The 12,518-nt window shown below is 69.6% G+C and carries 13 protein-coding genes and 1 pseudogene; 8 read left to right on the top strand and 6 right to left on the bottom strand.

Features of this window, described 5'->3' with window-relative positions; genetic code table 11:
• Positions 1–31: 31 nt before the first annotated feature.
• Both BKN51_RS05470 and BKN51_RS05465 read right to left on the bottom strand, forming a co-directional pair.
• Positions 32–868 carry a hypothetical protein gene (locus tag BKN51_RS05470; protein WP_101606581.1) on the bottom strand — a complete coding sequence of 279 codons (837 nt, stop codon included), beginning with the start codon at positions 866–868 and terminating at the stop codon, positions 32–34.
• Positions 869–992: 124 nt separating this feature from the next.
• Positions 993–1,235: a DUF3039 domain-containing protein gene (locus BKN51_RS05465; protein WP_005164469.1), complete on the bottom strand. Its 243-nt coding sequence runs from the start codon at positions 1,233–1,235 to the stop codon at positions 993–995.
• Between the two features lie 58 nt (positions 1,236–1,293).
• Here BKN51_RS05465 and BKN51_RS05460 point away from each other — a divergent pair, with 58 nt between their 5' ends.
• From BKN51_RS05460 to BKN51_RS05445, 4 genes are read left to right on the top strand one after another with little or no spacing between them, the layout of a single operon-like run.
• Positions 1,294–2,100: a sporulation protein gene (locus BKN51_RS05460; RefSeq protein ID WP_101606580.1), complete on the top strand. Its 807-nt coding sequence runs from the start codon at positions 1,294–1,296 to the stop codon at positions 2,098–2,100.
• Entirely contained in the window at positions 2,100–2,744 is a 645-nt protein-coding gene (locus BKN51_RS05455) for an HD domain-containing protein (protein ID WP_101606579.1), read from the top strand. The genes BKN51_RS05460 and BKN51_RS05455 overlap by 1 nt, the downstream gene beginning before the upstream one ends.
• Positions 2,745–2,753: 9 nt before the next feature.
• Positions 2,754–3,671: a pseudouridine-5'-phosphate glycosidase gene (locus BKN51_RS05450; RefSeq protein WP_101606578.1), complete on the top strand. Its 918-nt coding sequence runs from the start codon at positions 2,754–2,756 to the stop codon at positions 3,669–3,671.
• On the top strand, positions 3,668–4,540 hold the full coding sequence (locus BKN51_RS05445; protein ID WP_168214271.1) for a carbohydrate kinase family protein: 873 nt from the start codon (positions 3,668–3,670) through the stop codon (positions 4,538–4,540). The genes BKN51_RS05450 and BKN51_RS05445 overlap by 4 nt, the downstream gene beginning before the upstream one ends.
• Here the strand turns inward: BKN51_RS05445 and BKN51_RS05440 are convergent, their stop codons facing one another.
• Both BKN51_RS05440 and BKN51_RS05435 read right to left on the bottom strand, forming a co-directional pair.
• The gene (locus tag BKN51_RS05440) at positions 4,541–4,894 is read right to left on the bottom strand and encodes a DUF3099 domain-containing protein (protein ID WP_101606577.1); all 354 of its coding nucleotides are present in this window, start codon (positions 4,892–4,894) and stop codon (positions 4,541–4,543) included.
• 17 nt (positions 4,895–4,911) lie between these two features.
• Positions 4,912–6,177: an amidohydrolase gene (locus tag BKN51_RS05435; RefSeq protein ID WP_101613058.1), complete on the bottom strand. Its 1,266-nt coding sequence runs from the start codon at positions 6,175–6,177 to the stop codon at positions 4,912–4,914.
• A 27-nt stretch (positions 6,178–6,204) separates the two neighbouring features.
• Here BKN51_RS05435 and BKN51_RS05430 point away from each other — a divergent pair, with 27 nt between their 5' ends.
• The 4 genes and pseudogenes from BKN51_RS05430 (at position 6,205) to BKN51_RS05415 (ending at position 11,375) form a co-directional block, all read left to right on the top strand.
• On the top strand, positions 6,205–7,701 hold the full coding sequence (locus BKN51_RS05430) for a DUF7782 domain-containing protein (protein ID WP_101606576.1): 1,497 nt from the start codon (positions 6,205–6,207) through the stop codon (positions 7,699–7,701).
• A pseudogene (gene dtd / locus BKN51_RS05425) lies at positions 7,701–8,125 on the top strand (D-aminoacyl-tRNA deacylase). Before BKN51_RS05430 ends, dtd begins: the two are co-directional and overlap by 1 nt.
• 245 nt (positions 8,126–8,370) lie before the next feature.
• Positions 8,371–9,408 carry a sigma-70 family RNA polymerase sigma factor gene (locus BKN51_RS05420; RefSeq protein WP_101606575.1) on the top strand — a complete coding sequence of 346 codons (1,038 nt, stop codon included), beginning with the start codon at positions 8,371–8,373 and terminating at the stop codon, positions 9,406–9,408.
• A gap of 308 nt (positions 9,409–9,716) precedes the next feature.
• The gene (locus tag BKN51_RS05415) at positions 9,717–11,375 is read left to right on the top strand and encodes a fumarate hydratase (protein WP_101606574.1); all 1,659 of its coding nucleotides are present in this window, start codon (positions 9,717–9,719) and stop codon (positions 11,373–11,375) included.
• A 76-nt stretch (positions 11,376–11,451) separates the two neighbouring features.
• On the opposite strand, the gene BKN51_RS05410 is transcribed toward BKN51_RS05415, so the two are convergent.
• Positions 11,452–11,850, bottom strand: a complete 399-nt coding sequence (locus BKN51_RS05410) for a hypothetical protein (protein WP_101606573.1) — start codon at positions 11,848–11,850, stop codon at positions 11,452–11,454.
• A 163-nt stretch (positions 11,851–12,013) separates the two neighbouring features.
• Entirely contained in the window at positions 12,014–12,490 is a 477-nt protein-coding gene (locus BKN51_RS05405) for a hypothetical protein (RefSeq protein WP_101606572.1), read from the bottom strand.
• Between the last annotated feature and the right edge of the window lie 28 nt (positions 12,491–12,518).

The following is a 12,518-nucleotide window of genomic DNA, read 5'->3' as shown; positions in this document are numbered from 1 at the left end:
GGGCCGGTGGGACGCCCGGCGTGCCTTTCGCTCACGCCTTCCGGAACCGCCACGTCTTGCTGTCGAAGGCCACACACCACGAAGGCGACAGCACGACGACCCGCAGGGTCCCGTCGGCGGCCACGTCGACGCCCTCGGTCTCGAAGTTCCCGCTGCAGGTGCTCTTCAACGGCAACTGCCCCAGCGAGGTCACCCGCCCGGTGACGTCCGAACCGGACAGCGCGCCGGAAAGATCGACCTGCAGCAGCGGTTTGGTCGTCCCGAACAGCGCGCCTTCGGGATCGTCGGACGCGCACAGCAGCCGTGTCGCGGCGACGAAGTCGCAGCCCTGGATGTCCCGCACCGGCCGGTCGAGCCGGATCGCGGACGAGTACGGCAGGTTCGCCGACGGGTTCGTGTGCGCGACGCCGGGCATCGGGTGCACGAGGAGCCGGTCCATCGTGCCCCACTCGCCCGCCACCATCCAGCGCGCGTCGGGGGTCACGGCGGCGAACGAGTTGTTGTTCGCTTCCCACGATTCCAGCGTGTGGGTGTAGTTCGCCCAGGTCCCATCGGGCGACTCGACGCGGAAGAGTTTCGCACCCCTGTCGTCGCGCTGGTACGGCTCGACGTACCAGCCTTGCGCCGAACCCGGGTCGCCGATGTGGTTCCAGCCCTGCGAAGACAGGTTGACGGGAACTGTCGCGATCCCGGTGTAGCGGTAGATGGTCCCGGAGGGCCGCTCGATGGTGGCCAGGCCCTGGCCCTCGTCGAGCGGGCGGGCGTTGTCCGAGCCGACCGTGGTCCAGCCCGTCACGGCCTGGGCCGCGGCGGGGGAGAACACCGCGAGCAAGGCGGCGATGGCGAGCACGATCCCGGTTTTGCGCATGAAGGCTCCGTCCCGACGGGTTTTCGCTGGCGGGTACTGAATTACCAGCGAAAACCGGGACGGGCAGCCACCATGTGAAGGATTTTCAGATTTTGTCCGGTTTCGGACACCGGACGGCCAGGTGTCAGTCGCCCGGCTTGAGACCGTCGTAGATCTTCTTGCAGTCGGGGCAGACCGGCGAACCGGGCTTCGCCGACTTCGTCACCGGGAAGACCTCGCCGCACAGCGCCACCACGTGCGTGCCCATGACCGCACTTTCGGCGATCTTGTTCTTGCGCACGTAGTGGAACATCTTCGGCGCGTCGTCATCGGTGCCGTCGGTGCCCTCGGGGCGGGTATCCGGCTTCGGAAGGGTCTGTGTACTCACCCCTCCATAATGCCCCAAATCCTCCTGCGCACACCGGCGACCTGGCAGGATCTCGCCCATGTTCCAGAAGGTGCTCGCGACATTCGGTTCGGGCGGGGCGAAGATCGACGCCCGGCTGCTCGATCGCTCGGTCTCCCCCGGCCGTCCCCTGCGCGGCGAGGTCCTGCTGCTCGGCGGTGAAGTCGATCAAGAGATCAACGGTCTCTCGGTGAAGCTGCTCGCCCGCGTCCAGACGCCGGACGAGCGCGCTCCCGGCGTCGAGGACCTCGAGTTCGGCACCCAGCAACTCGCCGGCCGCGAGCGCGTCACCCCTGGTCAGCAGGTTCGCATCCCGTTCGAGGTCGCCCTGCCGTGGGAGACGCCGATCTCCAGTGTCTTCGGCAAGCCGCTGCACGGGATGGCCGTCGGCCTGCAGACCAGCCTCGACATCGCGAACTCCGTCACCGACCCGGTCGACGTAGACGGCGCCGCGATCGAGCCGCTGCCCGCGCAGAAACGGATACTGGACGCCTTCAGCCGGATCGGCTTCGTCTTCCGCGAGGCCGTGCTGGAACGCGGCCGGATCAACGGCGCGACCCAGCAGCTCCCGTTCTTCCAGGAGATCCGCTTCACCCCCTCTCCGAGGTTCACGAACGTCTTCACCTCCGTGGCGGTGACGTTCCTGTCCTCGGCGGCGGAGACGCAGGTCGTGCTGGAGGTGACCAAACGGGTCCGGGTGTCCAAGACCGGCGGGTTCGGCGGGCGCGGCCAGGAGTTCCTCGGCCTGTTCAAGGTCGACCACGGGGCGCTGGAACGGGTCAAGTGGGAGCCACAGATCGAGGGCTGGCTGCACGAAGTGGCCAAATCACGCGGAATCTTCGACTGATGGACTGGCCGACCGCGATCACCAGGCTCGGTGGCGATCACCAGATCGCCGCCGTCGCGTGGAACGACCTCGAAACCCGCTACGCCGAGCCGCATCGCCGCTATCACGACCTCCGGCACGCCAGCGCCGTCGCCCGCGACAGCGGTGCCCTCGCCGTCGCCTTCGGCTTGAGTTCCCGTGAGCGAGCCCTCATCGCCGTCGCCGCCTGGACGCACGACGTCGTCTACGACGCCCGCCCCGGCGAGGACGAACAGGCCAGCGCGGCCTGGACCCGCGACGAGCTCGCCAACGCCCGGGTCCCCGAGGCCGAAATCACCCGTGCGGAGGAGCTGGTCCTCAGCACGATCCATCACGCCGCCCCCGACGACGACGTCCTCGCCACCGCGCTGCTCGACGCCGACCTCGCGATCCTCGGCGCCTCGCCGGAGAAGTACCAGGAGTACGCGAACGGTGTCCGGGAGGAGTACTCGATCTATTCGGACGAGGACTGGCGCGTCGGACGCGCGACCGTCCTGGAAAGCCTGCTGGCGCGGCCGCGGCTGTATCGCAGCGACATCGCGCGGGCACGCTGGGAGAGCAAGGCGCGGGAGAACCTCGCGGGCGAACTGACCCGATGGCGTGGCGCGGACCCACATCACCGATGATGTTCGTTCGTGACTCCGCAACTGTCCCTTCACGAAGAGGTCGCCTCCGCCCTCGCCGACGGTGACCCCGTCGTCGCGCTGGAGAGCACCATCCTCTCCCACGGTCTCCCGCCCGGCCGGAACCTCGAGGTCGCCCGGCGGCTGGAGAAGGTCGTGCGCGACGGCGGCGCCGTCCCCGCGACGATCGCCGTGCTCGACGGCGTCCCCCTGATCGGGCTCGCCGGCGAGCAGCTGGAGCGCGTCTGCGCGCCGGGCGCGGACCTGGACAAGCTCTCCCTGCGCGACATCGGCCCGGCCGTCGGCCTCGGCCGCTCCGGCGCGACGACCGTCGCGAGCACCGCGGCGCTCGCCGCCGCGGCCGGGATCGGCATGTTCGCCACCGGCGGGCTGGGCGGCGTGCACCAGGGCGCGGCACAGAGCTGGGACGTCTCGGCGGATCTGGGCGTGCTCGCGAAGGTGCCGACCACGGTCGTCTGCTCCGGGGTGAAGTCGGTCCTCGACATCGCCGCGACGCTGGAGCTGCTGGAGACCAACTCGGTGCCCGTGCTGGGGTACCGCACCGGCGAGTTCCCCGCGTTCTACCTCCGCTCCTCCGGCTACGAGGTGCCGTGGCGGGTCGACGACGCCGCGCAGGCGGCCTCGGTCATCGCCGCCCACCGGGCACACGCGGATTCCGGGGTACTGCTGGCGAATCCGATCCCGGAAGCGTCCGAAATGGACCGGGAACTGCACGACCGGCTGCTCGCCGAGGGGCTGGAACTCCTGAAGTCGCAAGGGGTCCACGGCAAGGAGGTCACACCGGTGTTGCTGGAGCATTTCCACACCGCGAGCGGCGGCGCGAGCCTCGACGCCAACGAGGCGCTGGTCCTGTCCAACGCGGAACTGGCCACCTCGGTCGCCGTCGCGCTCGCCGGGAACGCGGCATGAGCGGGATCGTGGTCGTCGGCGACGTCGGCCTGGACGTGGTCGCTCGGCACGAAGGTCCCATCCCGCACGGCGGCGACATCCGCGCGAAGGTCCACTTCACCAGCGGCGGCGCGGGCGCGAACACCGCGCTCTGGCTGCGCGCCGAGGGAGCGGAAACCACGCTGATCGCGCGGATCGGCGACGACTCCGGCGGCCGCATGGTGAAGACCGAGCTGGAGGCGGCGGGCGTCCGCTGCGAATTCGCGGTGGATCCCGAGGACCCGACGTTCTGCGTCGTGGTGCTCGTCGACGGCGCCGGTGAGCGGAGCATGCTCGCCGACCGCGGCGCGAACGCGAAGTTCGCGCCCGAGGACATCACCGAGCAGGCGCTGAGCGGGGCGAGCCACCTGCACCTCTCGGGCTACGTCCTGCTGTACCCGTCGTCCCGGCCCGCGGCGCTCGCCTCACTGGCGGCGGCGAAGAAGGCCGGGCTGACGACGTCGGTAGACCCGCAGGCGGCGACGCTGATGACCGATCCGGCGGGCTTCCTCGACGACGTGCGCGGCGTCGACCTGCTGATGCCGAACACCAGCGAGCTGGTCGCGCTGACCGGGTCGAGCGATCCGGAAGCGGCGAAGGAACTGCTGGGCTACGTCGGCGAGGTCGTCGTCACCGCCGGTCTCGACGGCGCCAGCTGGATCGACGCGGGAGGCAACATCACCTCGGTGCCGTCGGTGCCCGCCGACTGCGTCGACTCCACCGGCGCCGGGGACGCCTTCGACGCCGGTGTGCTGGCGGCGTGGCTGCGCGGCGAGTCCACCGTGGAGGTGCTTCGGGCGGGTACGCGGCTGGGTGCCCGCGCGGTCGCGAAGGTCGGGCCGCAGCCCTGATCAGCCGCCGTCGATGACCTGGTGGTTGCCGCCTTCGATGCGGGTCGGTTCGGCCTGGTACCGGTTGACCGTTTCGCTCTTGCGCGGCGGCCGGTCGTTGGCGACCAGGACGGCGATCCAGGGCAGCGGGATCGAGATCGCGATCAGCGCCAGCGCGAGCCACCAGGTCTCGTAGAGGATGCCGGCGAGGATGAGGCACGGGATGCGGAAGGACATCATGATGATGTACTTCCGCTTCCGCTTGGCGAGCTGGTCTTCGTAGGACGGGGCGGCTTCGGTGATCAGCACCGGAGCGGGTTCCCTCGGTTCGGGACCGTGGGCGGGCGCGTTCACAGCACCACCTCCGGCTTCCATGCTCCCACTCGCCGGGCTCATCCGACACCCGGGTGGGTGAGCCGGTGCCAAGCCGCGACCACGAGCGTTTCCACGCCCGCCGAAAGCGTCGGATGCGGGAGCGGCGCGAACAGCGGCGAATGGTTCGACGGGATGTCCTGTTCGAACCGGCCCGCCGTCATCGCGGCGATGACCTTCTGCTCGTCCAGCCCGCCGACCAACCAGAACACCGACGGCGCCCCGGCCGCGCGGCCGAACTCGCTGAAGTCCTCACTGCCGGTGACCAGCGGCGCGGGCATCACCCTGCCCTCGCCGAAGTGGTCGCGGAACGCGGCGGTGAGGCCTTCGGTGGCCGCGTCGTCGTTCTCGGTGACCGGGAACGTGCCGATGCGCTCGATCTCCGGCGGCTTCGGCGCGCCCGCGGTGGCGGCCTCGCCCTGGACGATCCGCTCGACCGCCGCGACGACCTTCTCCCGCACGGCCTGGTCGAACGACCGGATGTTGACCTCGAGCACGGCGTGGTCGGCGATGATGTTGTGCGCGGTCCCGACGTGCAGCGAACCGACGGTCACCACCGCCGACTCGGTCGCCGAGATCTCCCGCGAAACGATGGTCTGCAGTTTCAGCACCACGGACGCGGCGAGCACCGCGGGATCCACCGTCGTCTCGGGACGCGAGCCGTGCCCGCCCCGGCCGTGCAGCGTGATGCGCAGCGCGTCGGTGGCCGCCATGATCACACCCGACCTGGTCAGCACCCAGCCCGCCGGACCGGGGACGACGTGCTGGCCGAGCACGACGTCGGGTTTGCCCGCGGGTTCGAAGACCCCGTCGCGGACCATGCCGACGGCGCCGTCCCCGGCCTCCTCCCCCGGCTGGAAGACGACCATCAGCGTGCCCGACCAGTGCTCGCGCCCGGCGGACAGCAGCGAGGCGGCGCCGGAGAGCCAGGTGGCGTGCATGTCGTGGCCGCAGGCGTGCATCACCGGGACGTCGCGGCCGTCGGCGTCGATCCCGCGCGCGGTGCTCGCGTAGGGCAGGCCGGTCTTCTCCTCGACCGGCAGCGCGTCGATGTCGGCGCGCAGCATGACCTTCGGGCCGGGTCCGTTGCGCAGCACGCCCAGGACGCCGGTGCGCCCGATGCCGGTGTGCACCTCGTAGCCGTCGGCCTCCAGGCGGCGGGCCAGTTCGGCGGCGGTGCGGGTTTCGGCGAACGACAGCTCCGGATGCCGGTGGAGGTCGGTGTACAGGTCTTCCAATCCGGGCAGCGCCGCCTGCAGCGGTGCCAGGACACTTTCGAGGCTCACCACGCCATCCTGGCAGTATTACCCACCGTGAGCACACCAGCGGCCCTCCCCGACCTGTCCGACGACGTCTGCGCGAGGCTGCGGGACGCCTTCCGCCGGACGGGTTACGACGCCGACGGCGTGGTCGACGCCCTCGGTCCCGCGAGCGCCGCCCTCGGCCGCGGCGAGCCCGAACTCGCCTATCGAGCCACTCGCGACGCCGGAGAGCTCGGCACGCTGATCCGGCTGTTCCTCCTGGGCTCGACCGAGCCGGAGAAAGAGACCGAAGCCGCTTTCTCACCGCTTTCGCTGGACGACGCCGTCGCCGCGACGCTGCTCGTCCCCGAGGCCGGCGGCTACCGGGCCGGTCTCGACATCCGCCCGCACGGTGACGACGAGAGTTCGTGGTGGGTCGTTTCGGATCTCGACGCCGACATCCTCGGCCGGGCGGTGCCCGAAGACCACGTGCTCGGCGTCGGGCACGCCTCGCTCAGCCTGGTCCGCGCCACCGGCCGTCGCGAGGTCGGCAGCCTGCTCGACGTCGGCACCGGTACCGGTATCCAGGCCCTGTACGCCACCCGCCACGCGAAGAAGGTCACCGCCACCGATCTCTCGGCTCGCGCGCTGGCGCTCGCCGCGGCCACCTTCCGGCTCAACGAACTGGATGTCGAACTCGTGCGGGGCGAGTGGTTCGCCCCGGTCGCGCGGCGCCGGTTCGACCAGATCGTCTGCAATCCGCCGTTCGTGGTCGGCCCGCCGCGGGTGGACTACACCTACCGCGACTCCGGGCTGGCGGGCGACGACGCCAGCGCGCTCGTGGTGCGGCAGCTGCCCGGGTTCCTCAACGAAGGCGGCACCGGCCACCTCCTCGCGTCCTGGCTGCACGTCGAGGGCGAGGACTGGGGCGATCGGGTGACCCGCTGGCTGCCCGCCGAGACCGACGCGTGGTTCGTCCAGCGGGACATCGCGGATCCGGGCCTGTACGTCGGCACGTGGCTGCGCGACGCGGGTATCGACCCCCGCTCCCCCGAAGGCCGCGCGAAATCCGGCGCCTGGCTCGACTGGTTCGCCGAAAACGACGTCCAAGGCATCGGTTTCGGCTTCGTCACCCTTCGCCGGGCGGACGGCGCGACCCCGACGATCGTGTGCGAGGACCTCCGGCAGGCCTACGACGACCCGCTGGGCGCCGAGGCGGCGAACTGGCTGGACCGGGTGGAATGGCTGCGCGCCAACGGGGAGTCACTCCTCGGCACCCGGTTCCGGGTCCCGGAGAGCGTCCTTCTGGAGAGCGTCGCCGAGCCGGGCGAGGAGGGCTGGGCCACGACTGTCCAGCGGCTGCACCGCACCGACGGTCCCGGCTGGTCGCACGAGGTCGACGAACTGGCGGCACGGCTGCTCGCCGGCTGCCGGGGCGCGTTGCCCCTCGAGGATCTGATCGTGCTCTTGGCGGCCGCTCAGGGCCTCGAACCGGAGGAACTGGCAGCCGCCGCGCTGCCCGTCGTCCGCGAACTGGTCCGGCACGGCATGCTCCTCCCCGCCGTCTGATGCGGGCGGTGGTGGCGAGGGTCACGGAAGCGAGTGTGACCGTCGGCGACGAGGTGACGGGCGCCATCGGCGAACCGGGTTTGCTGGTACTGCTGGGAATCCACGTCGACGACGAGGTGACGAAGGCGGCCACGATGGCACGCAAACTTCACGAAGCTCGCATACTTCGCGACGAAGAGTCGTGTGCCACCACCGATGCTCCCCTGCTTGTCGTAAGTCAGTTCACCCTTTACGGCGATACCCGCAAAGGCCGCCGTCCGTCGTGGACGGCGGCCGCCCGGCCGGAAATGCCGAACCTCTCGTGACGGCCGTCGTGGACGCCCTGCGCGAACGTGGCGCACGCGTCGAGACCGGCCGGTTCGGGGCCATGATGGCGGTCCGGAGCGTGAACGACGGTCCGTTCACCCTCCTCATAGAGGTCTAGACCACATTGGTTTCTCCCCCACGGGCATTCTCAGGAAAAGCTCAGGGTTGGTCGAGCAACGTCCCAGGTCAGCCGCCCGTCTTCTCTGTAGCGGCCGGGAACGTTTTCGGACCTCCCGGCGTTGAGCAAAGTGTCCAGCCAAGCTGGGCCGACGAGGAGTAGCGGGTTTTCCACAGGGCTTGCTACGCCGAGGCGGTTCCGGCGGACACACCGCAGCACGTTCAGCCCGTGACCGGGGAGGCAGAATGTCAGTCCAGACTCTCGAACGCGAAGCGCGCGGGATTCGCGAGCGCCGTATCCCGGCGCAATCCACCGAGGAGCCGGTGATCGCGGGGGCGTTCACCGACGCAGCAGCAGATCTCGACGCCCAGAGCCCGGCCGCGGACCTCGTCCGCGTGTACCTCAACGGAATCGGCAAGACGGCACTGCTGTCCGCCGCCGACGAGGTCGAGCTGGCCAAGCGCATCGAAGCCGGAGTGTTCGCCCAGCACATGCTGGACACGGCCGAGAGCCTCACGCCGAAGCGGCGCTCGGAGATGTCCGCCCTCGTGCGTGACGGCCACGTCGCGAAGAACCACCTGCTGGAGGCCAACCTCCGCCTCGTGGTCTCGCTCGCGAAGCGCTACACCGGCCGGGGGATGCCGCTGCTCGACCTGATCCAGGAGGGGAACCTGGGTCTGATCCGCGCGGTGGAGAAGTTCGACTACTCCAAGGGGTTCAAGTTCTCGACCTACGCCACCTGGTGGATCCGCCAGGCCATCACCAGGGGGATGGCCGACCAGGGACGCACCATCCGGCTGCCGGTCCACCTGGTGGAACAGGTGAACAAGCTGGCCCGCATCAAGCGCGATCTGCACCAGCAGCTCGGGCGCGACGCCACGCACGACGAACTGGCCGCGGAATCGGGCATTCCGGCGCACAAGATCTCCGATCTGCTCGACCACTCGCGTGACCCGGTGAGCCTGGACATGCCGGTCGGCACCGAGGAGGACGCCCCGCTCGGTGACTTCATCGAGGACTCCGAGGCGACCGACGCCGAGAGCGCCGTGATCTCCGGTCTGCTCCAGGACGACCTGCGCCGCGTGCTCGCGACGCTGGACGACCGGGAGTCCCAGGTGATCCGCCTGCGCTACGGCCTCGACGACGGCCAGCCCCGCACGCTCGACCAGATCGGCAAGCACTTCGGGCTCTCCCGTGAGCGCGTTCGCCAGATCGAGCGAGAGGTCATGTCGAAGCTTCGTCAGGGCGAGCGGGCCGACCGCCTGCGCGCCTACGCTTCGTAGTCCTCATTGCGCCTATCGGCGCGGAAAAAGCAACACCCGTTCGGCAGCGTTGACTTATGACCTGCGTCACGAGACCGTCGAGCAGGTAAATAAGTCTTCGCGGTCGGGTGTTCGCGCCCGGATCGCTTTCCCCGGGAGGTCGGGTCCGTCGGGGTGGGCCCGGCCTCCCGAACTAATTTGTGGGGCGCTGCGACAAATTGCGGTGCGAAAATTGCAGTCCGCTTAGCACTCCCGGATGCGGCGCCGGTCACTCGGGGCCCGCCTTGTACCGTGGGCGGGTTCCCGATGCCGGCAAAGGAGCCCGCGCAGTGGCGCCCACCACGTTCCAGCACACCGAAGTCCTCCCGCTCGCCAAGGACACCCACACCGAGTACCGGCTGCTCAGCGCCGAAGGTGTCGAGGTCGTCGAAGCGGCAGGCCGGAAATTCCTCAAGGTCGAGCCCGAAGCGCTGACCAAGCTCGCCAAGACCGCGATCACCGACATCCAGCACCTGTTGCGCTCGTCACACCTGGCCCAGCTGCGGGCGATCGTCGACGACCCGGAGGCGAGCGGCAACGACCGGTTCGTCGCGATGGACCTGCTGCGCAACGCGGCGATCTCCGCGGGCGGCGTCCTCCCGATGTGCCAGGACACCGGCACCGCGATCGTGATCGGCAAACGCGGCGAAGGCGTGCTCACCGGCGCCGACGACGAACGCGCGTTGTCGCGGGGCATTTTCGACGCCTATCAGGAGTTGAATCTGCGCTATTCGCAGATGGCGCCGGTGAATTTCTGGGATGAGCGCAATACGGGCACCAACTTGCCCGCGCAGATCGAGCTCTATCACAAAGATGGCCAAGGCGACCCGAGCTATGAATTCCTGTTCATGGCGAAGGGCGGCGGCAGTGCCAACAAGACGTTCCTCTATCAGGAAACGAAAGCGGTCCTGAACCCGAAACGTCTCGCGAAGTTCCTCGACGAGAAACTGCGCAGCCTCGGCACCGCGGCCTGTCCCCCGTACCACCTCGCGATCGTCGTCGGCGGCACGTCGGCGGAGTTCAACCTGAAGGTCGCGAAGCTGGCCTCGGCCCGCTACCTCGACGACCTGCCCACCGAGGGTTCCGAGCTGGGCCACGGTTTCCGCGACGTCGACCTCGAACAGCAGGTGCTGGAGATGACGCGCCAGTTCGGCATCGGCGCGCAGTTCGGCGGCAAGTACTTCTGCCACGACGTCCGGGTGATCCGCCTGCCGCGCCACGGCGCGTCCTGCCCGGTCGGCGTCGCCGTCTCGTGCTCGGCCGACCGCCAGGCCAAGGCGAAGATCACCGCCGACGGCGTCTTCCTCGAGCAGCTGGAACGCGACCCGGCGCGGTTCCTGCCGGACGTCACCGAGGACGACCTGTCCGACGAGGTGGTGACCGTCGATCTCAACCGGCCGATGGCCGAGATCCGCGCGCAACTCTCGCAGCTGCCGGTGAAGACGCGCCTGTCGCTGACCGGCCCGCTCGTCGTCGCCCGCGACATCGCGCACGCGAAGATCGCCGAGCGGCTCGACGCGGGCGAAGAGATGCCTCAGTACCTTCGCGACCACCCCGTGTACTACGCGGGCCCGGCGAAGACGCCCGAGGGATACGCGTCGGGTTCCTTCGGGCCGACCACCGCGGGCCGCATGGACTCCTACGTCGAGCAGTTCCAAGCCGCGGGCGGCTCGCTGGTGATGCTGGCGAAGGGCAACCGGTCCAAGAAGGTGACCGCGGCGTGCCAGGAGCACGGCGGTTTCTACCTGGGCTCGATCGGCGGCCCGGCCGCGCGGCTGGCGCAGGACTGCATCAAGAAGGTCGACGTCCTCGAGTACGCCGAGCTGGGGATGGAGGCGGTCTGGAAGATCGAGGTCGAGGACTTCCCCGCGTTCATCGTCATCGACGACAAGGGCAACGACTTCTTCGAGGCCACCTCGGAACCGACGCTGCAGATCAGCTTCCGCTGACCCCCCGGCGCTGTAATGAAGGGGACTTTCATTGCAAATTTTGCAATGAAAGTCCCCTTCATTACACGCTCGTGCCTTACCGCATCTGCTTCAACACGACGGTCCGCTCTCCCAGCGGCGCCGCCAGCGACACCGAGATCACCGGATGCCGGATGTCCATCGTGCACATCTGGCCGGTCTGGCCCTTCAGTTCGGTCAGGTTGACGGTGACCCGGTTCCCGTCCTGCTGCGCGGCCTCCGCCGTCGCGTGCCCGCAGCCGCCTTCCTGGCCGCGGATGTTCAGGATCGTCCCGCCGTTGCTCGTGTACACCTCACGCGGGTAGTCCGCGGGAAGCGCCGCCGCGTCGAGCTGCTTGTCCGGCAGCTTGGTGCTGCCCTCCGGGACCTCCTGGCGCGGCGCGCCCGGGATACCGGGCTGGCTGCCCGGGGCGGGTGTCGGCGAGGAGGACGGCGGGGCGGTCGGCGACGGCGGCACGGTACTCAGGGTGCCGCTACCGGGTCCGGCCGCGGGTTCCGCTGCCTGGTTCTGCGCCCCGCAAGCGGATACCGCAACGACGATCAGGCCAAGGCCGATGACATTCGTTAAGTACCTCATGCGGCTAGGACGGAACGAGGCCGCCGTGGGGTTGCACATGATCTCAACCTGCTTCCAGGACGATGGCCCGCGGCCCGATCGGCTCGGCGAGTTTCACCGGCAGGACGGCGTAGCGGATGACCTGCGGGCACATCTGCCCCGGCTTGCCGTGATCGATCTTCACCTTGATCACGACCCGCTGCGCGTTCTGCTCGGCGAGGTTCGCCGTCGCCTCGTCGCAGCCGCTCAGCTCGATGTGCACGTTCAGGCCGCCGTTCTCGGCGCTGACCTGCGCGGGCACCTTGGCCTCGACCTGCGTCGGCGGCAGCATCTTGTCCGAGGGCGGCGGGCCGACGGTCGGTCGTGAGGCCGGTGGTTTCGCGACCGGCGGGCTGGCCGGGAGCGAGGTGGGCAGATCCGAGGGGGTGGTGACGGCCGGTGGGGTGCTCGTGGTCGCCGGTGCTCCCGGGCCGCCCGCGCCGCAGGCGGCCGTCGCGGCGAGCACGAGCCCCGCGCCCAGCGTCTTCGCTGCGTTCTTCATGGCCGCTGGACGGAACGAACCGGGTGAA

The sequence above is a fragment of the Amycolatopsis sp. BJA-103 genome (genome assembly GCF_002849735.1).
Taxonomy (GTDB): Bacteria; Actinomycetota; Actinomycetes; order Mycobacteriales; family Pseudonocardiaceae; genus Amycolatopsis.
Note: the sequence above shows the minus strand (reverse complement) of the source record. Positions and strands in the feature narration are given on the sequence as shown.

Excerpts from the sequence above, each read along its gene's own strand:
- BKN51_RS05405 (WP_101606572.1), bottom strand. The coding sequence starts at position 12,490 with ATGAAGAACGCAGCGAAGACGCTGGGCGCGGGGCTCGTGCTCGCCGCG.
- BKN51_RS05440 (WP_101606577.1), bottom strand. The coding sequence starts at position 4,894 with ATGGAAGCCGGAGGTGGTGCTGTGAACGCGCCCGCCCACGGTCCCGAA.
- BKN51_RS05445 (WP_168214271.1), top strand. The coding sequence starts at position 3,668 with ATGAGCGGGATCGTGGTCGTCGGCGACGTCGGCCTGGACGTGGTCGCT.
- BKN51_RS05455 (WP_101606579.1), top strand. The coding sequence starts at position 2,100 with ATGGACTGGCCGACCGCGATCACCAGGCTCGGTGGCGATCACCAGATC.
- BKN51_RS05460 (WP_101606580.1), top strand. The coding sequence starts at position 1,294 with ATGTTCCAGAAGGTGCTCGCGACATTCGGTTCGGGCGGGGCGAAGATC.
- BKN51_RS05470 (WP_101606581.1), bottom strand. The coding sequence starts at position 868 with ATGCGCAAAACCGGGATCGTGCTCGCCATCGCCGCCTTGCTCGCGGTG.
- BKN51_RS05420 (WP_101606575.1), top strand. The coding sequence starts at position 8,371 with ATGTCAGTCCAGACTCTCGAACGCGAAGCGCGCGGGATTCGCGAGCGC.